This window comes from Amycolatopsis sp. NPDC051716, from assembly GCF_040681595.1.
In the GTDB taxonomy this organism is placed as follows: domain Bacteria; phylum Actinomycetota; class Actinomycetes; order Mycobacteriales; family Pseudonocardiaceae; genus Amycolatopsis.
The window spans coordinates 65,734-88,205 of sequence record NZ_JBFAZA010000002.1 but is presented as its reverse complement, the minus strand read 5'-3'; the positions used below and the strand labels follow the sequence as shown (position 1 = coordinate 88,205).

Sequence of the window (22,472 nt, the reverse complement as noted above, 5' to 3'; positions counted from 1 at the left end):
ACCATGGATGATGCTGGCATGGCGTACGACTGGATCTCGGTGACGACCGACTACGGCCGGCGCGACGGCTTCGTGGCGGCCTGCCACGGCGTGATCGCGCGGCTGGCGCCCGCGGTGCGGGTGATCGACGTGACCCACGAAGTGCCGCCCCAGGACATCCGGCACGGGGCGATGGCGCTGGCCCAGACCGTCCCCTACCTGCCGGAATCGGTGCACTTCGCGGTCGTCGACCCCGGTGTCGGGACGGCCCGGCTCGGCGTGGTCGTCGTCGCGGAGGGCGGGCTGCTGGTCGGGCCGGACAACGGCCTGCTGCTGCCCGCCGCGCAGGCGCTGGGCGGGGTCCGGGCGGCGTACGAGCTCACGGAGCCGTCGCTGCGGCTGGCGACGACGTCGGCGACCTTCCACGGGCGGGACGTCTTCGCGCCGGCGGCCGCGCACCTCGCGCTCGGAGTGTCGCCGGCCGACTTCGGCGACCCGGTGGACGGCCTGGTCGCGATGCCCGAGCCGTTCGTCGCCGCGTTCCCCGGAAAGCTCGTGTCGGAGGTGCTGACGGTCGACCACTTCGGCAACGTCCAGCTGGCCGCGACCCCGGCCGACCTCGAGCTCTCGGGCCTGTCGGGCGCGGTTTCCGTGCACAGCGAGCGCGTGGCGGTGACCACGGTGCTCGGGCGGACCTTCGCCGACGTGCCCGCCGGCGCTTCGGTGCTCTACACCGACTCGGCGGGCCGGCTCGCCGTCGCCGTGAACGGCGGCTCCGCGGCGGCCGTGCTCGGGCTCGGGCCGGCCCAGGAGTGCACGATCACCTCGTCGCCGACGGCGACCTGACCCGGCCGCAGCACCGCGGCCTTCATCCCGAAGACGACGCCCCCGCTCGGGCCACGCCGGTAGGTCGCGAGGGTGCGGATCGGCTCGGGACCGGCCTTCGCGCCGGTCTCCTGGTCGATCATCGGGACCGTGCAGCGGACGCACTTCTCGGCGTACCCGAACTTCGCGGTGCCGGCGGTCAGCTCGCGTGCTTCGTCTTCGCGGTGGGGTTCGGCCCAGCCGGCGATGACGACGTTGGGGCGGAAGCGGTCCATCGGGACGGGTTCACCCTGCCCGGCGGCGATCCGCTCGTTCAGGCTGTCCAAAGAGGACTCCGAGGCGACGAGCAGCGCGTGCCCATCGGCGAGCGCGGCCGTGCCGGGGGTGTCGCCGCCGGTGACGCGGTCGTGCCCGGGCGCGACACCGATCAGTTCGGCCGGCCGGCCGAGCAGGTCCGAGAACCACTCGTCGGCCCGCGGATCCTGCCGGACGCCTTCGCCGTCCCAGGCGGCCATCGACACCGGGCGCCGCGGGCCGTCACGCCGGATGACGAAGACGACGTCTTCGCGACCGGGGGCGGACAGCGCGAGCCGGTCGCCGAGCACCCGCGGCCGGACGGTCGCCATGACCGGGTGCGGCCGCTGCGTGAGGACGTCGCTGTCCGGGGTGATGACCTGGAAGACACGGTCGTGCGCGAGCCCGGCGGGGGTCACCTCGGCGGACGGCACGTCGATGCCGGCGCAGGACTTGACCGGGTAGTACGTCAGCCGAGCGATTCTCGCCATCTTCGCAGGCTACCCGGGCAACGGCCGCCGAAGCCTCTTCTTTCAGAGCACCTGTGAGAGGAACCGCTGCAAGCGCGGGCTCTGCGGTTCGTCGAAGAGCTCCGCCGGTGGGCCCTGCTCGACGATGCGGCCCGCGTCCATGAACGCCACCTCGTCGGCCACGCTCCGGGCGAACCCCATCTCGTGCGTCACCACGATCAGGGTCAGCCCGCGCGAAGCCAGGCCCGCCATCAGGTTCAGCACGCCCTTGACCAGCTCCGGGTCCAGCGCGCTCGTGGCCTCGTCGAAGAGCATCACCTCGGGGTCCATCGCCAGCGCCCGCGCGATCGCCACTCGCTGCTGCTGGCCGCCGGACAACGCGCTGGGCCGGTACGGCGCCTTGTCCGCCAGGCCGACGTCCGCCAAGCGGGCGCGGGCGATCGCCGACGCCTCCTCCTTGCTCAGCTTCTTCACGCTGCGCAGCGGCAGCACGATGTTGTCCAGCACGCTCCGGTGGCCGAAGAGGTTGAAGTGCTGGAACACCATGCCGACGCGCTGGCGCAGGGCGTCCGGGTCGGCCTTGATCACCGATTCGCCGTCGAGCAGCAGGTCGCCGGAATCGGGCTCCTGCAGGCGGTTCACGCAACGCAGGAGCGTCGACTTGCCGGAGCCGGACGGGCCGATGACGCACGTCGTCTTCCCGCTCTCGACCTTCAGGTCGACCCCGCGCAGGACTTCGAGCGTGCCGAAGCTGACGTGGATGTCGCGCAGCTCCACACTGGACGAACGCACCGCCGTTGTCACGAAGGCACCTTCCCGCTGGCGACCAGGTCCAGCTCGTCTCCGTCGCCCGGCTCGTCGACGCGTACCTTGCGACCGGTCCGGAGCTTCTTGTCGATGTAGTTGACCAGGTGCGTCAGCGGCACGGTGATCACCAGGAAGAACACGCCGGCGGCGACCAGCGGCGACAGGTTGCCCGTGTTCGCCGCGAGGTCCTGGCCGATCCGGAACAGCTCGCGCTGCCCGGACAGCAGCCCGAGCACGTAGACGAGGCTGGAGTCCTTGACCAGCGCGATGAACTGGTTCACCAGCGCGGGCAGCACCCGCCGGACACCCTGCGGAATGATCACCAGCAGCATCGACTTGGTGTAGCTCATCCCGAGCGCCCGGCTGGCCTCCATCTGCCCCTTGTCGACGCTCTGGATGCCGGACCGGAAGATCTCGCCGATGTAGGCCGCGGCGATCAGGGACAGCGCCAGGATGCCCATCGGGTACGGGTTCGTGCCGACGACGTCCCGCGCGAGCGTGCCGAGGCCCTGGCCGATCAGCAGGATCGTCAGGATGGCCGGCAGCCCGCGGAAGATGTCGGTGTAGATCCGCGCGGGCCAGCGCAGCCACCACTTGGTGGACAGGCCCATCACCGCCAGCACCATGCCGAGCACGGTGCCGATCAGCGCCGAGGACACCGACAGGACCAGCGTGTTGAGCAGCCCGGTCTTCAGCAGGTCGGGCAGGACTTGGGAAATGTATTCCCAGTTCAGGAACGTGTTGACAAAATCGTCCATTGTGGACTACTGCCCCGCCTTGAACTCGGCGGGCACCGGCGCGGTGGGTTCGAACTGGTCGTGCACCTTCACCCACGTGCCGTCCGCGATGACCTTCTTCAGGCCGTCGTTGATCTTGTTGATCAGGTCCGTGTTGCCCTTCTTGAAGGCGAACCCGTGCGGGATGGTCGTGGTGATCGCCTTGGTCACCTTGAGCTTCGCGTCGGCGTTGTTCTTCGCGTAGTCCTCGGCGGTGGCCTGGTCGAACACCGCGCCGTCGATCGCGCCGGTCTTGAGGGCGTTGAGCGCGGCGGCGTCGTTGGGGAACCGGACGGCCTGCGCGGTCGGCGCGTTCGAGCCGAGCCAGGTGTCCGAGACCGTGCCCTGGACGACGCCGATCCGCTTGCCCGCCAACGAGTTCTCGTCGGTGATCCCGGCGGTCTCCTTGGCTTCGATGCCGAGGGCCTGGTAGTTGTACGGCGCCGAGAAGTCGACGGTCTTCTTGCGGGCGTCGGTCTGGGAGATCGCCGAGCTGCCGATGTCGAACGTGCCGTTCGCGACCTGGCCGAGCAGCGCCGAAAACTCGGTCGCGGCGAACTCCAGCTTCAGGCCTTCCTTGGCCGCGATGGCCTTCAGCAGCTCGTTGTCGAAGCCGGTGTAGTTGCCGTTCTCCTGGTAGGCGTTCGGCTTCGAGTCGCTCAGCGTGCCGACGCGCAGGGTCTTGTCGCCGCCGCTGTCCGAGCCGCCGCACGCCGTGAGCGCGGCCAGAAAGGTCGCGGTGAGCGCCGTGACCAGTGTCTTCTTCATGCTTCTCCTAACCCTGGAACCCGGCCGGCACCGGAGCGGTCGGCAGGAACTGCTGGTGCAGCTTAAGCCAGGTCCCGTCGGAGATCACCTGCTTGAGCCCGGTGTCGATCTTGCCCAGCAGCTCGGCGTTGCCCTTCTTCACCGCGAAACCGTGCGGCACGTCCGTGACGAAGCTCTTCACGACGACCAGCTTGGCGTCCGGGTTGCCGGTGACGTTCTTCTCCGCGATGGACTGGTCCAGGATGTACGCGTCGACCGCGCCGCTCTTCAACGCGGTCAGCGCGGCGGCGTAGTCGGGGAAGCGCACGGCCTGGGCGGCCGGCACCGTGCTGGTCAGCCAGTGGTCGCCGACGGTCGCCTGGATGACGCCGACGCGCTTGCCGGCCAGCCCCTTTTCGTCGGTGACCGGGGTGCCCTGCTTGGCCTGGATGCTCATCGTTTCGAAGTCGTAGGCCGCGGAGAAGTCGACCGTCTTCTTGCGCTCGTCGGTCTGCGCGATCGCCGAGCTGGCGATGTCGTAGCGGCCCGACGCGACCTGCCCGAGCAGCGCCGAGAAGTCGGTCGCGGCGAACTCCAGCTTCAGGTTCTGCTTGGCCGCGATGGCCTTGAGCAGCTCGTTGTCGAAGCCGGTGTAGTTGCCGTTCTCGAGGTAGATGTTCGGCGGCGCGTCGCTCAGCGTGCCCACGCGCAGCGTCGAGGAAGCGCTGTCCGAGCCGCCGCAGGCGGTCAGCGTGAGCGCGGCGGCCAGCACGGTGACGATCAGCTTCTTCATGTCACGCCCCCAGGTTCTTCACGGTCAGGCCGGGGCCGCCCGGCCGCAGTTCCTTCGACAGCGGCGTGTTCTTGTAGAACTGCCCGTAGATGCGGGCGACCGTGCCGTCCGCGACCGCTTTCGCGAGGCCGTCGTTCAGCTTGTTCAGCAGGTCGGTGTTCTTCTTGGCCACCGCGAACGCCGACGGCGTGTCCTTGTCCTCGACGGTGTACCCGAGCTCGAGCGGGACGTTCGGGTTCTGGTCCAGGTACTTCTGCCCGATGTCCTGCGGCACGACCCAGCCGTCGAGGGTGCCGTTCTTCAGCTGCGCGAAGCCCGCGTTGTAGTCCGGGAAGCGGACGACCTGGGCGCCGGCGACCTTGCCCGCGAACTCGTCCTGCACCGAACCCTGGACCACGCCGAGGCGCTTGCCGCCCAGCGAAGCCGCGTCCTTGAGGTTCGCGCCCTTCGCCGTGACGACCGTGGTGAAGCCGGTGTTGTAGCCGTTGGAGAAGGCCACCGTCTTCTTGCGCGCCTCGGTGCTGGAGATCGTCGAGCTGCCGATGTCGAACTTGCCGCCCGCGACGCCGGCGAGCAGGCTCGAGAACTCGGTGCCGACGAACTCGACCTCGAAGCCTTCACGCTTGGCGATGTCGCGCAGCAGCTCGTTGTCGTAGCCGGTGAACCGGCCGTTCTCCAGGTAGATCGACGGCGGGGCGTCGCTCAGCGTCCCGACGCGCAGGGTGGTCGACCCCGCGCCGGAGCCACCGCAGGCGGCGAGGGTCAACGTCAGCGCGCCCGCGGTCAGGGCGGCGGCGATCTTGGACAGCGTGGATCTCATCGCTTCTTCCATGGTGGGGACAGGCGCCCGGCAGCGCTCCGTGGTCAGCGATCGAGATTAGGGATTTCGCCCGTTCGAGTGGATTCGTTCCAGTCCGTGGACTCGTGTGTCAGCTCACAGGATCGGCTGCGGCACGTAGCCCGTGGCCTCGGGGAACCGCTCGAGGACGCGGGTGACGCGCTCGGCCACCTGCGCGACCTGCCGCCCCGCCGTGCCGGTGAACGAAATCCGGTCGGCGAGGAGTTTGTCCAGCTCACCGCGGTCGAGCGGGATGCGGTCGTCGGCCGCGAACCGGTCGAGCAGGTCGTTTTCGGCGCGGCCCTCGCGCATCTCGAGCGCGACGGCGACCGAGTGCTCCTTGATCGCTTCGTGGGCCGTCTCACGTCCGACGCCGGCGCGGACCGACGCCATGAGCACCTTCGTCGTGGTCAGGAAGGGCAGGTAGCGATCGAGCTCACGCTCGATCACCGCCGGGAAGGCACCGAACTCGGCGAGCACCGTGAGGAACGTCTCCAGCAGGCCGTCGAGGGCGAAGAACGCGTCCGGCAGCGCGACCCGGCGGACGACCGAGTCGGAGACGTCGCCCTCGTTCCACTGGTCGCCGGCCAGCTCGCCGATCATCGACAGGTAGCCGCGCAGCACGACGGCCAGGCCGTTCACGCGCTCGCACGAGCGGGTGTTCATCTTGTGCGGCATGGCCGACGAGCCGACCTGGCCGGGCTTGAAGCCCTCGGTGACCAGCTCGTGGCCGGCCATCAGCCGGATCGTCTTGGCCAGGCTGGACGGCGCCGCGGCGAGCTGGACCACAGTGGACAGCACGTCGAAGTCGAGCGAGCGCGGGTACACCTGGCCGACGCTGACGAACCGCCGGTTGAACCCGAGGTGCTGCATCACGCGGTCCTCGAGCTGGTCCAAAGTGGACTCGTCGCCGAGCAGGTCGAGCATGTCCTGCGCGGTGCCGACCGGGCCCTTGATGCCGCGCAGGGGGTAGCGCTCGATGAGGTTGTCGAGCCGCTCGAAGGCGACCAGCAGCTCGTCGGCCGCCGTGGCGAACCGCTTGCCGAGGGTGGTGGCCTGCGCGGCGACGTTGTGCGAGCGCCCGGCCATGACGGTGTCGGCGTGCTCGACGGCGAGCGCCGCCAGCCGCGCCAGCACGGCGGCGACGCGGGTGCGCACGAGCTCGAGGGAGCGGAGCAGCTGCAGCTGCTCGACGTTCTCGGTGAGGTCGCGCGAGGTCATGCCCTTGTGGATGTGCTCCTGGCCGGCGAGGTCGCTGAACTCCTCGATCCGCGCCTTGACGTCGTGGCGGGTGACGCGCTCGCGGGCCGCGATCGACTCGAGGTCGACGTTCTCCAGCACGCGCTCGTAGGCCTCGACCACCCCGTCCGGCACCTCGACGCCGAGGTCCTGCTGTGCCTTGAGGACGGCGAGCCAGAGCTGCCGTTCGAGGACGACCTTCTGCTCCGGGGACCAGAGCGAGACCAGGTCCGCCGAGGCGTAGCGGGCGGCGAGTACGTTCGGAATGCGGGGCTTGTCCGTCACGCCCTCACGATACCTGCGCTGGTCAGCGCGGTGACGGCCCGGCCTTTCACCATTCCGCGAAGCTGCCGTCGTCGTGGCGCCACACCGGTGAGCGCCAGGTGTGCCCGATCTCGTCCGCGCGGCGCACCGCCGCTTCGTCGACCTCGATGCCGAGGCCGGGCTTGAGCGGCCGGGCCGCGTAACCGTCCTGGAAGGCGAAGACCGACGGATCGGTGAGGTACCCGTGCTCGCGGCCCTCGTGGTAGTGCATGCCCGCACTTTGTTCCTGGATCAGGAAGTTCGGCGTCGCGAAGGCCACTTGCAGCGACGCCGCCAGCGAAATCGGGCCGAGCGGGCAGTGCGGCGCGAGCGAGGCGCCGTAGATCTCGGCCAGCGCGCCGATCCGCCGCAGCTCGGAAATGCCGCCGGCGTGCGACGGATCCGGCTGGACGACCGCAACCCCGGCGTCGAGCACCGGCTTGAACTCCCACCGCGAATAGAGCCGCTCGCCGACCGCGATCGGCACCGTGGACGCCTCGACGACCGCGCGCAGCGCGTCGCCCTGGGTCTCCGGCAGCACCGGCTCCTCGACGAACATCGGCTGGACGTCCTCCAGCAGCCGCACCAGCCGGCGCGCCATCGCGGGCGAGACGCGGCCGTGGAAGTCGATGGCGAGGTCGCGGTGCGGGCCGAGCGCCTCCCGCGCTTCCCAGGCACGCGCCACCGCCGCGTCGGCTTCGGCCGGGGACGCGATCGCCGTCAGCGGGCCGGCGACGTTCATCTTCACCGCCGTGAACCCGGCTTCGACCTGCGCGGCCACCGCTTCGCGGAGGCCGGCCGGGCGGTCGCCGCCGACCCAGCTGTAGACCCGGACGCGGTCGCGGACCGGGCCGCCGAGCAGCTCGTGCACCGGCGCGTCGCGGACCTTGCCGGCGATGTCCCACAGCGCGTGGTCGAACCCGGCCAGCGCGCTGGAGAGCACCGGGCCGCCGCGGTAGAAACCGCCGCGACGCAGCACCTGCCAGTGGTCCTCGACGCGCAGCGGATCCTGGCCGATGAGCAGCTCGGACAGTTCGTGCACGGCCGCGCGCACGGTCTCCGCGCGGCCCTCGACCACGGGTTCGCCCCAGCCGCTGATCCCTTCGTCCGTGCTGACCTTGAGGAACAGCCAGCGCGGCGCGACCAGGAACGTTTCGATCGCGGTGATCTTCACCCGGGTGCCTCGTTTCTACGCGGAATCCTTGGCGGCGGACCAGCCGCCGTCGACGGTCAGTTCGGCACCGGTGACGAACGACGCGGCGGGCGAGAGCAGGAACGCGATCACGTCCGCGACCTCCTCCGGCCGGCCCAGGCGACCGGCCGGCGTCGCCCGCGCGCTGCGTTCGCGGTCCGCCGGCGAGATGTCCTTCCAGGCATCGGTGAGCACCGGCCCCGGCAGCACGGAGTTGACCCGCACCTCGGGGGCGTACTCGACGGCCAGCTGCCGGCCGAGCGCGACGAGCGCGCCCTTGCTCGCGGCGTACGCGGGATGGCCCGGCAGGCCGAAGCGCGCGTGCACCGACGAGACCAGCACGATCGCCCCACCCCGTTCCCGCAGCGACGGCAGGCACGCCTTCACGGCCAGGTAGGTGCCGGTCAGGTTGACGTCGAGCTGGCGCTCCCACTCGGCGCGGCCGATCTCGTGCAGCGGCCCGGTGCTGGGCACGTAGGCGTTGCTGACCAGCGCGTCCACCTCGCCGATGGCCGCCCAGGTCGCTTCGTCGCTCACCGAACCCCGGATCGGCGTGACGCCGTCGGGGAGCTCGGCGATGTCCACGCCCAGCACGCGGTAGCCGTCGCCGAGCAGCTTCCGCGCGGTCGCCGCCCCGATCCCGGACGCCGCTCCGGTCACCACCGCTGTGGGCATCGCCGCTCCTTCCAGTACGCGTGCTGCCGTGACAATAAATCCTAAAATAATATTTCACAAGGTAGCCTGCTCCCATGACGTATCGCTGGGAAATCACCGCATCCGCGCTGCGCCAAGGCGTCGTCGGCATCGTGCGCACGCGCGACGCGGAGTCCGCGGTGGCGGCGGCCCGCGCGGCCCTCGATGGCGGGCTGCGCTCGATCGAGCTGCCGCTGACGAACCCCGGCGCACTGGCCGCGATCTCCGCGCTCACCGCCGCCCACCCGGACGCGACCATCGGAGCCGGGACGGTGCTCGACGAGACGTCCGCGGTGCTCGCGATCCGCGCGGGCGCCCGTTTTCTCGTGTCACCGTCGGTGGACACCGCGGTGATCCGGACCGCCCACCGGTACGGCGCGGCCGCCTTCCCCGGCGCCGGCTCGGTGACCGAAATCGTGCGCGCGCTGGAAGAAGGGGCCGACGCGGTGAAGGTGTTCCCGGCTTCGGCGCTGGGACCGTCGTGGGTGGCGGACGTGCGGGCCGCGCTGCCCCAGGCCCCGCTGGTACCCACGGGCGGCATCGGCCCCGGCGACGTGCCAGGCTGGCTCTCGGCGGGTGCGGTCGCCTGCGGGATCGGCTCGGCGCTGACCCGCGGCACCGCCGCGGAGATCTCCGCCCGGGTCGAAACGCTGTTGAGGAGCGCGCATGGCTGAGCTGGTCTTCGTCGGGTGCTACACCGGCGATGCGGGGAACGGCACCGGGATCACGACGCTCTCGCGGTCGCCGTCCGGCTCGTTGCGCGAAGTGGCTTCGCTGCCGCTGGAGTCGCCGTCGTGGCTGGTACACCACCCGTCGTTGCCGGTGCTGTACGCGGCCAACGAGCTGTCCACCGGTGGCGTGACGGCGTTGGCCATCTCCCCCTCGGGCGAGCTTTCAGTGCTGGGCACGGCCGAGACCGGCGGCGCGCACCCGTGCCACCTGGCGGTGACGCCGGACGGCCGCTTCCTGTTGTGCGCCAACTACACCGGCGGCAGCGTGGCGGTGTTTTCGCTGTCCCTGTCCGGCGCGTTGACCGCCCGGACGGCACTGGCCGAGCACCACGGCAACGGCCCGGTGTCCGACCGCCAGGAGGCGGCGCACGTCCACATGGCGGTCCCGTCGGCGGACGGGTCGATCGTGAGCGCGGTCGACCTGGGCACGGACGAGATCCGCAGCTACACGCTGACGTCGTCGGGTGCCCTCGAGCCGCTGGCGGTGTCTTCGCTGCCGCCGGGCACGGGACCGCGCCAGCTGGTCCGCCGCCCCGGCACGGATCTGGCGTACGTCGTCGGCGAGCTGGCCGGGACGCTGGTGACGGTCCGCGAGAAGGCGCCGGGCGCGTTCGAGGTGGTGTCCTCGACGCCGTCGACGCTGTCTTCGGTGACGCCCAACCTGGTGGCGCACCTGGAACTGGCCGACTCGCGCCTGTACGTGTCGAACCGCGGGCCGGACTGCGTCACGGAGTTCGCGCTGGACGAGGCGGCCGCGGTGGCGGACCAGCCGTGCGGCGCGAACCCCCGGCACTTCGCGCTGGTGGACGGGACTTGTTACGTGGCGGCTCAGTCGGAGGACGCGATCACGGCGTTCACGCTGACCGCGTCCGGCGAAGCGGAGCTGCGGTACTACCCGACGGGGTCACCGACGTTCGTGCTGCCGGTTTCGCGGCCTTGACCCGGCATTCATAATGCGGTCACCACCTCCCCGGCTGAGAGGGCCCTCCATTGACCGAACACCGGCCACGCGGGCTGCACGGCCAGACCGTGGAGGCACTGGCCAGCCGGATCCTCTCCGACAAGTGGGGCGAGGGCACCGTCCTGGACCTGCCCGCGCTGCGCGAAGAGCTCGACATCAGCCTGACCGCGCTGCGCGAAGCGCTGAAGGTGCTGGCCGCCAAGGGCATGATCGACGCCCGGCAGAAGCGGGGCACCTTCGTGCAGCCGCGCGAAAAGTGGAACATGCTCGACGCCGACGTCATGCGCTGGCAGACCGCGGCCGCCGATGATCCGGTGCTGCTCGACGAGCTCACCGAGGTGCGCGCGGTCGTCGAGCCCGCCGCCGCCCGGTTCGCCGCCGAGCGGGCGACGGAGGAAGACCTCGATGCGCTGCGGAGCGCGCTCGCCGACATGGCCGCCGCGGGTAATGATCCGGCGGCGAGCGTCCAGGCCGACCTCGCCTTCCACCGGCGGCTGATGGCCGCCACGCACAACAACTTCCTGACGCGGGTGGAACGGGTCATCGCGATCGGGCTGGCCGAGCGCGACAAGCTCGTGCACGGCTCCGCGGCGGCGGAGGACCCGGTGCCCGACCACCGGAAGGTGTTCGACGCGATCGTCGCGGGCGACCCGGCCGCGGCGGAACAGGCGATGCTCGCCCTCGTCACGAAGGCCCGCGAAGACCTGGAGAAGGCTCAGCGCGCGCGGTCGTGAGCGGCGGGCTCCAGCGCGGCCCGCAGCATCCGGGCCGCCGCCGCGCGCGGCTCCGGGTCGACCTCGACCAGCGCGTTGACGACGGCGCCGTCGACCAGCGCGACCAGCCGCTCCAGCTCGGTGGCGGTGACCGGGGTGCCCGAGCGGGCGAAGATCTCCGTCAGCAGCTCGTTGAGCTGGGCCGACAGCGTCCGCATCAGCGGCCGCAGGTACGGGCGGCGGCCGGTCGCGACCAGCCGCTCGTACCGCAGGAGGACGGCTTCGGCGTCGGCCGCCGGGTCACCGCTCTCCGGGCCGAGCAGCAGGTCCAGCACCAGGTCGACGGTCGCCTGCACCCCGCGGTTGCGGGTCGCGAGCTCCTCCAGCCGGCGGCGGCCGGTCGCCAGCTCGGCGTTCGAATGGTGCTCGACGGCCGCCGTGACCAGGTCTTCCAGCGAGTCGAAGTAGTACGTCGTCGACGCGAGCGGCAGGGCGGCCCGCTCGGCCACCGCCCGGTGCCGCACGGCGTCGAACCCGCCCTCGACGAGCAGTTTCGCGGCGGCCTCGACGAGCGCGGCGCGCCGTCGCTCCCCCTTCGGGGTGGTCGCAGCGGTCATGGCCGGTCATTCTGCCAACCGGGCGGACCCGGGCTCAGAAGCGGGGCGCGAGATCGAGCGCGAACCGGTCCACCTGGCCCGCGTACGGCGCCGCCGCTCCCGCGGCCGGCACGCTGACCAGCACCAGCACCCCACCGGACGCCGTTCCCGCCCGGGCCGTGACCGTGCCGGCCGGCTGGGACTTGAAGACCTCCGGAATGCCCTTCGGGTACACCGCCGCGGCGACTTCGCCGCCCGGAACCGGGAACCCGGCGGACCGCGACACCGTCGAACAGGCGCCGCCCGGGACGGCCTGGGCGGCGACGTGGCCGGGGAGCTCGCCAGCGAGGGCGATGGCGAGCTCCCCGTCCACCTGTTCGCACCCGGAGGCGCCTTCGGCCTGCCGGCCGGTCTTCCCGTCCCCGGCACCCCCCTGCTGAGGTGACTGGGACGAGAAGTTCGGTGATTCCCCGCCGATCTGAGGACGCAGCGGGCCGTCTCCTGGTTGCGTGGAGCCGGGCCGCCCTTGGGCGGGTACGGCGTTGTCCGCCGCGGTCATCGACTTCGACATACCCCCGGACAGCTGGCCGTACGCGCCGAACCCGGCGACGACCAGCACGGCGGCACTCACCCCGGCGGTGATCCGGTTCCGGCGGCGCACGGTCTGGCGGCGGGATTCGCGGACGACGTCGCCCTGGGTGAACGACGGTTCGGGGGCGTCACCGGGCGCGGCGGAGAACAACGAGCGCAGCTCCTGCTCATCCATTGGTCTCCACCTCCCGTTCGAGGACCTGCCTCAGGTTCGCCAGCCCGCGGGCGGTCTGACTCTTCACGTTGCCTTCGCTGCAGCCCAGCGCCTTCGCCGCGCCGGTCACGTCGAGCCCTTCGAAGAACCGCAGGACCAGCACCGCCCGCTGCTTGGGCGGCACTTCCTTCAGCGCCGCGAGCAGGTCCTCCCTGGTCGCGACGAGGTCGTCGAGGCCGGGCGTGTCGTCGGCCGGCTCCGGCAGCGTCTCGGTCTGCCACTCGCGCCGCCACGGACGCCGCGATTCGTCGATCGACGCCCGGACGAGCGTCGTGCGGACGTACGCGTCGGTCGCCGCGCGATCCCTGATCTTCTTCCACCTCCGGTGCAGTGCGACGAACGCCGTCTGCGCGAGGTCGTCCGCCCGGTGCCAGTCGCCGCAGAGCATGTACGCGGTCCGGCGCACGGCGTCCCGCCTGGCGGCGAAGTACTCCGCGAACTCCTGCTCGTCGCGCTGGTCCACGCGCAGTCGTGCTCCGCTCGATCGTCGTTCGCCCGGGAGGACGGAATCAGGGGCGTCCACGGTTGCACGGACCGGAGGGGTTCGACCACCCGAGGGCTCATTGATCCCTGCGACGTGGGTGTGATGTGATCACACCGTGACCTTCTCCCCGCCCGTACTGGACTTCCGCTCCGACACCGTCACCCGGCCGGACGAGACGATGCGGGCGGCGATGGCGTCGGCCGAGGTGGGCGACGACGTCCTCGAACGCGACCCCACCGTCGCGGAGCTGGAGGAACGGGCGGCGCACGTCCTGGGCATGCCGGCCGCCCTCTGGGTGCCGAGCGGGACGATGGCCAACCTCATCGCGCTGAGCCTGCACCTGCAGCGCGGCGACCGGTTCCTCGCCACCCGGGGCGCGCACGTGCTGGCCGACGAGCTGGGCTCGGCGGCGTGGCTGGCCGGCGGCATGCCGGACATCCTCGAGCACGACGGCGGCCCGGGCCGCCCATCGCCCGGCGCCCTCGCGGCCGCGATCGGACAACCCGGGCCGTACTTCACATTACGGACAACACTGCTCTGCCTCGAGAACACCCACAACGCGGCCGGGGGCGCGGTGACGCCGCCCGACGAGCACGCCCAGCTGCTGTCCGTCGCCAAGGAAGCGGGCCTGACCGTGCACCTCGACGGCGCCCGGCTGTGGCAGGCCGCGGTCGCCCTCGAAGTCCCGCCGGCCGCGCTGACCGTCGGCGTCGACACCGTGTCCGCGTGCTTCAGCAAGGGCCTCGGCGCGCCGGTCGGCTCGGTCGTCGCGGGCAGCGCGGCGTTCGTCGAACGGGCGCGCCGGATGCGGAAGATGCTCGGTGGCGGCGTCCGGCAGGGCGGCGTCCTGGCCGCGGCCTGCCTGATCGCGCTGGACCGCATCCCCGACCTGGCCGAGTCGCACGAGAACGCGCGGCGGCTCGCCGAGGGCCTGCGCGAGCACGGCTGGCCGGCCAACACACCCGACACCAACATCGTGCTCGCCGAAGTTCCCGACATCCCGACCGCGCTCGCCTGGCTCGACTCGCTCGGCATCCGGGCGGCGCCGATGGCGGGCAAGGTCCGGTTCGTCACCCACCGGGACCTGAGCGCGACCGACGTCGAAGAAGCCGTGCGCCGGATCAAGACCGGCGCCTGAGAAGTTCCGGGGGACAGCATGAACTGGATCGTGTTCGACTACGGCGACGTGCTCAGCAAGCCGAGCGCCGCCCTGCCCGACCTGGCCGCGGCGATGGGCGCGCCGCTGCCGGAGTTCCTGAAGGCGTATTGGGAGTACCGGATTCCCTACGACGCCGGCAGCACCCCGCTCGAGTACTGGCAGGCGGTCGGCGCCGCCGTGGGCGTGCCGGTCGACGAGACCTTGTCCGCCGAGCTGACCCGCATCGACGTCGAGGGCTGGGGTCACCTGGAGCCGTCGTCGGCGGCGCTGCTCGAAGCGCTCTCCGAGGCCGGCGCGAACCTGGCACTGCTCTCGAACGCGCCGATCGCGTTCGGCGAATGGGTCCGCGCGCAGGACTGGGCGCGGCACTTCCGCGTCACGCTGTTCTCGGGCGACGTCCGGTGCGTCAAGCCGGACGCGAAGATCTTCCGCCTCCTGCTCGACGAGCTCGGCGCCGAGCCGGCGGACTGCCTGTTCTTCGACGACCGTGAGTCCAATGTGGAGGGAGCGCGGGCGGTGGGGCTCCGGGCCCACGTGTGGAACGGCGCCGAGGCGGCCGGCGCCTGGCTGGACTGAGCGCTCACGCGCACCGCACAGCCGCCTACCCGCCGTGATCTCCATGTCCTAGGCTGGGCGTCCCCACACTTCCCGGTAGGTGCGCATGGCGACGAGCGAACGCCCCTCGGTCCGCGTCGACTTCGAACGACCGAGCATCGCTCGCGTCACCGACGCGCTGCTGGGCGGGCAGAACCACTACGAGCCCGATCGTGCCGTCCTCCGGCAGCTGGTGGCCATCGCGCCGGAAGCTCCGGCGATGGCGCGAGAGGTGCGGCGGTGGCTGGTGCGCGCCGTCCGCTACCTGACCGAGCGGCTGGACGTCGACCAGTTCCTCGACCTCGCTTCCGGCTTCCCGACGGCGGAGAACACCCACCAGGTGGCGCAGAAGTACAACCCGGAAGCACACGTCGTCTACGTCGGCGACGACCCGGTGGTGGAGGCGCACGGCCGGGCCCTGCTCGTCGACAACGACTTCACGCACATCTGCGGTACCGACCCCCTGAACCCCGGCGAGACGCTCGCCGGGGTCGGGCGGTTCATCGACTTCGACCGGCCCGCCGGGCTCGTGCTGTGCGGGGTCGTCGACCACATCGCCGACCTCCAGCAGGCGCAGCAGGTGGTCAAGTCCTACGTCGGCGCGCTGGCGCCGGGTTCGTACCTGATCCTGCTGCACCGGCACAACCCGGCCGACGGCTCCGACGCGGCCGCCGTCGCGACGTCCCTGCAGGACCGCTTCGCCCGCACCGGGCTCGACTCCGTCTACCGGTCGCGGGCCGAGATCACGTCGTTCTTCGACGGGCTCGACCTGCTCGAGCCCGGGCTGACCGAGCCACACCTGTGGTGGCCGGACGGGCCGCGCCTGGCGCCGCTGACGCCGGTCAACCGGACGGCGCTGGGCGGCGTCGCGCGGATTCCCTAGACGTCAGTAGCGGTTGATGCGCCGGGGGTCCTTCTTGCCGCCGGTGATCGCCTTGTAGCCGGCGGCGCCGAGGAAGGCGATGCCGCCGATGATGGCGATCCACAGGACGGCCTTGAACACGAAGCCGATCACGGCGCCCAGCACCATGAACGCCACCCAGGCGATGAGCAGGCCGCCGACGATCTTCCAGAACATGGTTCCTCCGATGTTTCCCCGTGGCCCCACCGGCCCGATGACTCCACACTGCCACCCGGCGCGGTGAAACTCCCCTCGGAGGGCCAACGTTCGGGGTTTATTCAGGGTTCCCCCTGGCCAGCCAGGCCCCCAGGCGCCGGACCCCTTCGTCGATGTCTTCGGCGCTGCCGGCGAAGGAGAACCGGACGTACTTGCCGCCGTCGACCGGGTCGAAGTCGACGCCGGGCGTGATGGCGAGCCCGGTGTCGGCGAGCAGCCGCTGGCACCAGCTCAGGCTGTCTTCGGTGTAGGCGCTGACGTCGGCGTACGCGTAGAAGGCGCCATCGGCGGGAGCGAGCTTGTCGAGGCCGATGCGCTGCAGTCCGGCGAAGAGGCGATCGCGGTTCGCGCGGTAGTGCTCGACGTGCGCGTCCGCTTCCGCGTACGCCTCGGGCGTGAAGGCGGCCAGGGCCGCGTACTGCGAGACCGCGGGCGGGCAGATGGTGAAGTTGCCGGTCAGGACGTCGATCGCACGGTGCAGCCGCTGCGGGGCGAGCATCCAGCCGAGCCGCCAGCCGGTCATCGCGAAGTACTTCGAGAAGCTGCCGAGCACGATCGGCTCACGCCCGTACTGCCACGCGCAGTCGAGCTCGGCGCCGTAGGAGATGCCGTGGTAGATCTCGTCGCTGATCAGCTGGACGCCGTGCGAGGAGCACCAGCCGGTGATGGCGGCGAGCTCCCCGGGCGGCAGCACGGTGCCGGTGGGGTTGCTCGGGCTGGCGACGATCAGGCCGTCGATCGGGCCGAGCTCGTCGAGGAGAGCCACGGTGGGCTGGAAGTTCGTCTCGGCGGTGGTGGCGAACTCGACGACCTCGCAGCCGAGGACGGAGAGCAGGTTGCGGTAGGCCGGGTAGCCGGGCCGCGCCATGGCGACCTTGGCGCCGGGGTCGAAGGCACTGAGGAAGGCGAGCAGGAAGCCACCCGAGGAGCCGGTGGTCAGGACGACGTCGTGCGCCTGGACGTCGACGTCGTACCGCGTCCGGTAGTGCCCGGCGACCGACTCGCGCAGCTCGGGGATACCGAGCTGCTCGGTGTAGCCGAGCGTGCCCTGCCGGAGCGCCTCCTGGGCGGCGTCGAGCACGGGCTTCGGGGCGGGCGCGGACGGTTGCCCGGCGGCGAGCGACACGAGATCACCGTGGCTGCGCTGCCGGGCCCCGGCCGCGGAGAGCACGTCCATGACGTGGAAGGGCGGCACGCCGGCCCGCAACGCGGGCCCGGCGAAAGCTCCGAGGTCGGCCATGGGGCCAGGCTAGTAGCCGCGGTAGGCACCACCGTGCGCCATGGCCTTGATGCCGGGCACGTTGTCGAGGCCGCCGTACCGGTCGAAGGAGTACCGGACGCCGGCGATGATGTTGTCGACCGGGTTGTAGATGTTGTCGTGCCCGGGCAGCTTGTGGGCGTTGAACGTCGAGTCGATGCACTGCATGAGCCCCTTGGACGGGTGCCCCGCGGCGGCGTTCGAATCCCAGTTGTTGATCGCGTTCGGGTTTCCGCCGGACTCGTGCTGGATGATCGCCCAGATCTTCGGGATGTCCGCGTCCGTCACCGGGATCCCGGCGGCCTGCAGCGCCTTCATGGCTTCCTGGATCCACTGCTGGACGTTCCCCGGCGGCGGCGAAGAAGGCGGGCCGCCGCTCGGGCCGAGGCCGCCACCACCGCCGCCACCCCCACCCCCACCCCCACCGCCACCGCCTCCGCCGCCTCCGCCGTGGGAGGCGCCGTTGCTGTGGATGCCGCCCGTGCTCTTGGGGGCCGCGGCGGAGCTGCTCGGCAGCGGGACCTGGTCGTAGCCGCCCTCGATCTGCTGGGACATCAGCTGCTGCGACGCCTTGATCGCCGTGTCGGCCTGGGTTTGCAGGCCGGTCACGTCGCCGTCGAAGCCGGCGGTGATGTTGTGGATGTCCGTCTTGGCGGTGGCCAGGATCTCGTCGGCGCTGGGGCTGGGGCCCGGCTTGCCTTCGTCATGCGCTTTCTTCGCCGCGGCCAAGGCGTTGTTGATCTGGGTTTCGGCCGTGGCGTTGCGCTCGTTGACCGCCTTTTCCGCGGCGAGCTGCTTGTCCCCGACGTTCTTCTTGATCTGGTCGAGGGACTTCGCGAGGTCGTCGAGGTCCTTGGCGACGTCCTCGAGGTGGGTCTGCACCTTGGTGCCGGCGTCGCGGACCTGGCGGACGTACTGGAAGAACTGGTCCGCCGCGGGGCCGCCCCAGACGCTGCCGTTGAGCGCGTCGGTCGAATTCTTCAGGGACGCATTGTGGTCGCCGGCGTTCTTGCCCGCCTCGCGGAACTGCGTCGCCGCCGCCGAGATCTTTTCCAGGTCGACCTTTTCGACCTGGTCGACCTTCTTCATGAAGGCGTCCCAATTGTCCGGCGTTCCGGCGCCGACCGCGTTCAAACCCACTCTCGTGCCCCGCTTACTGTGTCGTACGGGGCTTTCGCCCCGGGCCGGGGGCTTCGCCACCCGGACCCCCGGTCATTTGTCGACGTGCAGTTTCAGGTCGCTCGCGCCGACCTGGTCGGTCTCGGCGATCAGGCCGGCGGCCTTGCGCATGGCGAAGCCCAGTGCCTCCATGTGCTTGCCCGCGGCGTCGAACTGGTTGTGCACGCCGTCCTTGAACTTGCCGACCGCGCCGTGCGCGTCGCCCGTTTCGTCCATCCCGCCGAAGGGGCTTTCCTTCTCGTGGTCCAGCCCGGTGACCTTGTGCTTGGACTTTTCGAACTCGTCCTTCAGCTTCTCCACCTGGCGGGCCGCGATGGCCATGGAGTCCGGGTCGTAGACAGGCACGGTTCGTCATCCCCTTCGAAACTTGTCTCCGCCCGATCGGACGTTGCCATGACCAGGACGGTTCCCGCGCTTACTTTATGACTTCGCCCGGGGCGCGGGTACGGATCTCCGCCAACTTCCACCCCAGCGGGGCTCAGGCCTCCGCCGCCAGTTCGCGGATCCTCGTGGCCAGCAGCGTGTTGTCCGCCGGGGTGACGGTGGCCCACTCGCGGCCGTCGCCGTCGCGGCCCACCTGGAACAGGTAGCGGCCCGCGTCCGTGTCGAAGAACGCCACCACCCGGCCCGCCCGGTGCACCACGCCGTCGCGCGAGGTGCGTTCCGCGCCGAACTGGCCGCGGGCCTCCTGGCCCAGCAGCATGCCCGAGAGCTCCTGGGCCTGGAACAGCGGGATCCCGCGGTCCTCCAGGGCGGTGACCAGCGCCTTCGGGTCACCCTTCGCGGCCGCGTCGGCGGACTTCACGACGTCGTAGGGCAGGCTGACCGTCTGGCCGATGCCCGGGCCCAGGTCGCCCGCCACCGAGACCGCGGCTTCCGCCAAGCCGTCCTCGGTGGCCGGGATCAGCCAGACCTCGCCGTCGTCCACCACCGCCAGCACCGCCTGGCTGCGCAGGCTGACCGCGCGGGCGCGGATCTCGCGTTCCGCCCACACCCACACGTCGATCCCGAACTGCGGGCGCGCCAGCAGGTGGAGCAGGTCGGCGAGCTCGCCGGAGACCCGCCGGTTGCGGGCCAGGCGCCGCTCGCTCAGCGACGCCCACGCCGACTCCACCAGCTCCAGCCGTTCGGCGCGGGTGGTTCCCTCGCTGGGCACGTCCAGCGCGACGTGCCGCCGGGGCAGCTCGAAGGACTCCCAAAGCACGTCGAACTCGAGGGCCGACAGGACGAGCGACACGGTCAGCGCACATCCCCGCCGTGGTCACCGAGCACGTCGGGGGAGACCATCCGCTGGTCGGCGAACAGGTCCTGGTCGTCGACGCCGTAGCGGCGGACGTGCTCGGCGTCCTCCTCCTGCGGTGCCGCCTCGGACAGGAACTTCGCCTCGCCGCGCTGCTGCTTCGGGCTGATCTGCTCCGACTTGCGCAGCGCGACGGCTTCCTCCTCGGGCAGCTCGCCGACCGGGAGCGGCCGCACCGGGCCCTTCGGCTGGCCCTTGTCGCGCCGCAGACGCTCCTTGTCGCCGCTCAACGCGCCGCCGGCGGCACCAGCGCCGATCGCCGCCGCGCCGGCACCGATGTCGCCGGGGGTGGCTCCGGGCTTGCCCGTGAAACCGCGTTCACCCGTGTACTGGGCGGGCTGGAGCGGGGGTTGCGGCATCGCGCCGACCGTGCGGCCCTTGGCCAGCAACCCGTCCGGGCCGCGGGCGGTGGAGCTGTCGATGCCGGTCACACCACCGGGCGTCCCCCCGCCACCGCCGCCGAGCGACTTGATCGGCGTCGTCGCCGGGGCCGCGCCGGGCGGCTGCGCGCCGGGGGCGCCCGGCGGGACGAACGGGTCGCACTCGCCCCCGGTCGCCGGACCGGGGGTGAAGCGGCCGGACGGGCCGCCGGACTGGTCGCCGCCCGGGCCGCGGACCGGGCCGTGGACCCAGCCCGGTCCGGGCGTCGCCACCGGCGGCTTCGCGCCGGACGGCGTCGTCGAACTCGGCGTCATGTGCTGGGCAGCCGGGGCGCCGGCCGCGCCGGCCGAGCTGCCCGCGCCGGCCGCGCTGGTCTGGCGCGGCGGCTGCTGCTGCGCGGAGCGGGACGGCTGCTGCGCGGCGACGCCGTAGACCGGAGTGGGCGGATCGGCGTGCACGGTGTGGGACACCGGCTGCACCACCGGCGGCTCGACGTGCACCGACCGGACCTTGTCCGAGGCCGGCTTGACGCCGCCGTCCGGCGTCACCGCGACCGCGGCGCCGGCGACGTCCAGCACCCCCGGCGTGATGCCCGGGGCGGCCAGCTTCAGCGACTCGGGGTCGGACAGCGACTGCGTCGAGAGCAGGTTCGTGCCGCTCTGCTGCGCGTACTCGTTCAGCGCCTGCTGGGCCTGGGCCTTGGCGTCGTTCGCGGCCTCGACCTGCCGGGCGTGGTCGGTCTCGAAGCCGATGAGGCTCAGCAGGCCGTCGCCGATGGTGAAGCCGCCCGCGCCCTTCCGGACCGTCTCGGCGTCGGGCAGCTTGTACTTGGTGCGGTTGAACGCCTCACCCTGCTCGAACACCATTTCCGCGGCGTGCGCGACCTTCGTGGTGGCGTCCTGGGAGAAGCCGGCCTGCTCGGTGAACACCTGGCTCGCCGCGCCCCCGGCCTGGCTCTGCCATTCGACGCCGAGCTTCAGCAGCTGCGCGCGCAACGTCTGGTCGGTGTGGGCGAGCGCGGTCGCCACGGCCTTCAGCGCGTCGACGGCGGTGCCGATGCTGCCGGTGCCGTCGCCGTTGATCATCCGCGTGATCTGGTCGGCGATCGCGGTGTTGGTCCAGCCGTCGAACCGGTGGTTCTGGATCCCGGCCGCGAGCTCGGAGAATTCCACGCGCCCTCCCTAGTTGCGTGCTTTCAGGGACTGCAGCGCGATGTCGGCGGCGTGTGCCGACATCTCGCACAGCTGCGGCTGTGTCAGCTTGCCGCGGGTGATGGCGAAGGTCTGGACGGCCAGCGTATGCCCCTTCGCGACGCCGACGAGCGTCTCGCAGTCGGCCGGGTCGCCGGCCGCGCGGTAGTTCGTCAGCGCCGGGTACCCACCGATGGTCTTCGGCTCGGTGGTCATGCTGTTCTTCTTGCGCGCCCCGGTGATCCACTGGTCGAGGTCCGCCGCCACCGCCCGCACGTGGTAGGAGTGCACCGGCTCGGCGCCGTCGGCGTCGAACACGCAGGTCGGGCCGTCCTGCTCCGGAGCCGCGCGCGGGAGGCTGGTGATCTTCAGCGCGTCGAGCTGCACCTGGGGGAAGAGCGCGCACAGATCGACGCCCGGCAGCGGCAGGTCGGCCGGCCGCTGCGGCAGCTGGGCGGCCTTGGCGCTCTGCGAAGCGGCGGTCGCGGCCGTCTCGACCGGGTACGGCGTGCCTTCGGTGCCCGCGGAACAGCCGGCGAGCGCCGCCGTCGCGAGCACGCCTCCGGCGATCCGGTTACGCACCATGCTTGCCGCGGTCACCGAACACCGCCGCCTTCTCCTCTTCGCTGACCTTGTAGTCCTTCGCGGCTTCGCGCAGCTGGGAGACCAGGCGCTTCAGGCCGGCGACGTACTCACGGACCTGCCCGGCGTAGGAGCGGTCGCCGTCGGCGATGAGGGAGTTCCAAGCCTGGACCGACTGGGTGCTGATCACGTCGGCGGACGGTGCGTCGATCCGCAGCTGGCCGAGCCGGGTCAGCAGCTGGTCTTCGAGGGCGTTCGCCTGCTCTTCGACGATCCGGGCGACGTCGAGGAGCTTGTCCGGGTGGACCAGGACGTCCGCGGCCGCCGGTACCACCGGGACCGCCGAGCTGAGGTCGTACGAGGGTCCTGACATGCGCTCCCCTGACGTCATACGGACAGTGACCGGCCGGTTCCCGTCGAGGCTACCAACGCGGAGGTGGCAGCAGCCTGAGTTTGGACGAAGAGT

General features: G+C 71.4%; 27 protein-coding genes. 7 read left to right on the top strand and 20 right to left on the bottom strand.

Annotated elements, in window-relative coordinates; genetic code table 11:
* Positions 1–18 precede the first annotated feature (18 nt).
* The gene (locus tag AB0M30_RS02575) at positions 19–825 is read left to right on the top strand and encodes an SAM-dependent chlorinase/fluorinase (protein WP_364578949.1); all 807 of its coding nucleotides are present in this window, start codon (positions 19–21) and stop codon (positions 823–825) included.
* Here AB0M30_RS02575 and AB0M30_RS02570 read toward each other — a convergent pair.
* The 9 genes from AB0M30_RS02570 to AB0M30_RS02530 all read right to left on the bottom strand — a co-directional run bounded on the left by AB0M30_RS02570 (position 708) and on the right by AB0M30_RS02530 (position 8,938).
* Complete coding sequence (locus tag AB0M30_RS02570) at positions 708–1,589, bottom strand: MOSC N-terminal beta barrel domain-containing protein (RefSeq protein WP_364578947.1); 882 nt, start codon at positions 1,587–1,589, stop codon at positions 708–710. The two genes, AB0M30_RS02575 and AB0M30_RS02570, sit on opposite strands and share 118 nt — an antisense overlap.
* A 42-nt stretch (positions 1,590–1,631) precedes the next feature.
* Positions 1,632–2,372: an amino acid ABC transporter ATP-binding protein gene (locus AB0M30_RS02565; protein WP_364578944.1), complete on the bottom strand. Its 741-nt coding sequence runs from the start codon at positions 2,370–2,372 to the stop codon at positions 1,632–1,634.
* Entirely contained in the window at positions 2,369–3,133 is a 765-nt protein-coding gene (locus AB0M30_RS02560) for an amino acid ABC transporter permease (protein ID WP_364578941.1), read from the bottom strand. Before AB0M30_RS02560 ends, AB0M30_RS02565 begins: the two co-directional genes overlap by 4 nt.
* A 6-nt stretch (positions 3,134–3,139) precedes the next feature.
* Complete coding sequence (locus AB0M30_RS02555) at positions 3,140–3,919, bottom strand: ABC transporter substrate-binding protein (RefSeq protein ID WP_364578939.1); 780 nt, start codon at positions 3,917–3,919, stop codon at positions 3,140–3,142.
* Between the two features lie 7 nt (positions 3,920–3,926).
* Complete coding sequence (locus AB0M30_RS02550; RefSeq protein WP_364578936.1) at positions 3,927–4,691, bottom strand: ABC transporter substrate-binding protein; 765 nt, start codon at positions 4,689–4,691, stop codon at positions 3,927–3,929.
* 1 nt (position 4,692) lies between these two features.
* Positions 4,693–5,511 (bottom strand): transporter substrate-binding domain-containing protein, encoded by an 819-nt coding sequence (locus AB0M30_RS02545; RefSeq protein ID WP_364578933.1) that lies wholly within the window; start codon positions 5,509–5,511, stop codon positions 4,693–4,695.
* A gap of 114 nt (positions 5,512–5,625) precedes the next feature.
* Positions 5,626–7,053, bottom strand: a complete 1,428-nt coding sequence (gene purB / locus AB0M30_RS02540) for an adenylosuccinate lyase (RefSeq protein ID WP_364578931.1) — start codon at positions 7,051–7,053, stop codon at positions 5,626–5,628.
* Between the two features lie 46 nt (positions 7,054–7,099).
* Positions 7,100–8,245: a galactonate dehydratase gene (dgoD, locus tag AB0M30_RS02535; protein WP_364578928.1), complete on the bottom strand. Its 1,146-nt coding sequence runs from the start codon at positions 8,243–8,245 to the stop codon at positions 7,100–7,102.
* Between the two features lie 15 nt (positions 8,246–8,260).
* Positions 8,261–8,938 (bottom strand): SDR family oxidoreductase, encoded by a 678-nt coding sequence (locus AB0M30_RS02530; RefSeq protein WP_364578926.1) that lies wholly within the window; start codon positions 8,936–8,938, stop codon positions 8,261–8,263.
* Between the two features lie 74 nt (positions 8,939–9,012).
* On the opposite strand from AB0M30_RS02530, the gene AB0M30_RS02525 reads away from it, so the two are divergent.
* Genes AB0M30_RS02525 through AB0M30_RS02515 form a run of 3 tightly spaced genes read left to right on the top strand, consistent with a single transcriptional unit; the run spans position 9,013 to position 11,382 of the window.
* Positions 9,013–9,630, top strand: coding sequence for a bifunctional 4-hydroxy-2-oxoglutarate aldolase/2-dehydro-3-deoxy-phosphogluconate aldolase (locus AB0M30_RS02525; RefSeq protein ID WP_364578924.1), 618 nt, complete (start codon positions 9,013–9,015; stop codon positions 9,628–9,630).
* Positions 9,623–10,627 carry a beta-propeller fold lactonase family protein gene (locus tag AB0M30_RS02520; protein ID WP_364578921.1) on the top strand — a complete coding sequence of 335 codons (1,005 nt, stop codon included), beginning with the start codon at positions 9,623–9,625 and terminating at the stop codon, positions 10,625–10,627. Before AB0M30_RS02525 ends, AB0M30_RS02520 begins: the two co-directional genes overlap by 8 nt.
* A gap of 50 nt (positions 10,628–10,677) precedes the next feature.
* On the top strand, positions 10,678–11,382 hold the full coding sequence (locus AB0M30_RS02515; RefSeq protein ID WP_364578919.1) for a FadR/GntR family transcriptional regulator: 705 nt from the start codon (positions 10,678–10,680) through the stop codon (positions 11,380–11,382).
* On the opposite strand, the gene AB0M30_RS02510 is transcribed toward AB0M30_RS02515, so the two are convergent.
* Genes AB0M30_RS02510 through AB0M30_RS02500 form a run of 3 tightly spaced genes read right to left on the bottom strand, consistent with a single transcriptional unit; the run spans position 11,364 to position 13,225 of the window.
* The gene (locus AB0M30_RS02510) at positions 11,364–11,978 is read right to left on the bottom strand and encodes a TetR family transcriptional regulator (RefSeq protein ID WP_364578916.1); all 615 of its coding nucleotides are present in this window, start codon (positions 11,976–11,978) and stop codon (positions 11,364–11,366) included. The genes AB0M30_RS02515 and AB0M30_RS02510 overlap by 19 nt on opposite strands.
* A 34-nt stretch (positions 11,979–12,012) precedes the next feature.
* Positions 12,013–12,723: a hypothetical protein gene (locus AB0M30_RS02505; RefSeq protein ID WP_364578914.1), complete on the bottom strand. Its 711-nt coding sequence runs from the start codon at positions 12,721–12,723 to the stop codon at positions 12,013–12,015.
* Entirely contained in the window at positions 12,716–13,225 is a 510-nt protein-coding gene (locus AB0M30_RS02500; protein WP_360164949.1) for a SigE family RNA polymerase sigma factor, read from the bottom strand. The genes AB0M30_RS02505 and AB0M30_RS02500 overlap by 8 nt, the downstream gene beginning before the upstream one ends.
* A 136-nt stretch (positions 13,226–13,361) precedes the next feature.
* On the opposite strand from AB0M30_RS02500, the gene AB0M30_RS02495 reads away from it, so the two are divergent.
* From AB0M30_RS02495 to AB0M30_RS02485, 3 genes are all read left to right on the top strand, one after another.
* On the top strand, positions 13,362–14,384 hold the full coding sequence (locus AB0M30_RS02495; protein ID WP_364578911.1) for a GntG family PLP-dependent aldolase: 1,023 nt from the start codon (positions 13,362–13,364) through the stop codon (positions 14,382–14,384).
* 18 nt (positions 14,385–14,402) lie between these two features.
* On the top strand, positions 14,403–14,981 hold the full coding sequence (locus AB0M30_RS02490) for an HAD family phosphatase (RefSeq protein WP_364578909.1): 579 nt from the start codon (positions 14,403–14,405) through the stop codon (positions 14,979–14,981).
* 85 nt (positions 14,982–15,066) lie between these two features.
* A complete protein-coding gene (locus AB0M30_RS02485; RefSeq protein ID WP_364578906.1) occupies positions 15,067–15,882 on the top strand; it encodes an SAM-dependent methyltransferase in 816 nt (271 codons plus the stop codon).
* A gap of 3 nt (positions 15,883–15,885) precedes the next feature.
* On the opposite strand, the gene AB0M30_RS02480 is transcribed toward AB0M30_RS02485, so the two are convergent.
* From AB0M30_RS02480 to AB0M30_RS02445, 8 genes are all read right to left on the bottom strand, one after another.
* Positions 15,886–16,077: a hypothetical protein gene (locus AB0M30_RS02480; RefSeq protein WP_013230786.1), complete on the bottom strand. Its 192-nt coding sequence runs from the start codon at positions 16,075–16,077 to the stop codon at positions 15,886–15,888.
* 97 nt (positions 16,078–16,174) lie between these two features.
* Complete coding sequence (locus AB0M30_RS02475; protein WP_364578904.1) at positions 16,175–17,356, bottom strand: pyridoxal phosphate-dependent aminotransferase; 1,182 nt, start codon at positions 17,354–17,356, stop codon at positions 16,175–16,177.
* A 9-nt stretch (positions 17,357–17,365) separates the two neighbouring features.
* A complete protein-coding gene (locus tag AB0M30_RS02470) occupies positions 17,366–18,514 on the bottom strand; it encodes a transglycosylase SLT domain-containing protein (RefSeq protein ID WP_364578901.1) in 1,149 nt (382 codons plus the stop codon).
* A 72-nt stretch (positions 18,515–18,586) separates the two neighbouring features.
* Complete coding sequence (locus AB0M30_RS02465; protein ID WP_103337945.1) at positions 18,587–18,898, bottom strand: hypothetical protein; 312 nt, start codon at positions 18,896–18,898, stop codon at positions 18,587–18,589.
* Between the two features lie 133 nt (positions 18,899–19,031).
* Entirely contained in the window at positions 19,032–19,790 is a 759-nt protein-coding gene (locus AB0M30_RS02460; protein WP_364578898.1) for an ESX secretion-associated protein EspG, read from the bottom strand.
* A 2-nt stretch (positions 19,791–19,792) separates the two neighbouring features.
* Positions 19,793–21,406, bottom strand: coding sequence for a hypothetical protein (locus AB0M30_RS02455; protein WP_364578897.1), 1,614 nt, complete (start codon positions 21,404–21,406; stop codon positions 19,793–19,795).
* Between the two features lie 9 nt (positions 21,407–21,415).
* A complete protein-coding gene (locus AB0M30_RS02450) occupies positions 21,416–22,009 on the bottom strand; it encodes a DUF3558 domain-containing protein (RefSeq protein ID WP_364578894.1) in 594 nt (197 codons plus the stop codon).
* Entirely contained in the window at positions 21,999–22,379 is a 381-nt protein-coding gene (locus AB0M30_RS02445) for a hypothetical protein (RefSeq protein WP_364578892.1), read from the bottom strand. The genes AB0M30_RS02450 and AB0M30_RS02445 overlap by 11 nt, the downstream gene beginning before the upstream one ends.
* Positions 22,380–22,472 lie beyond the last annotated feature (93 nt).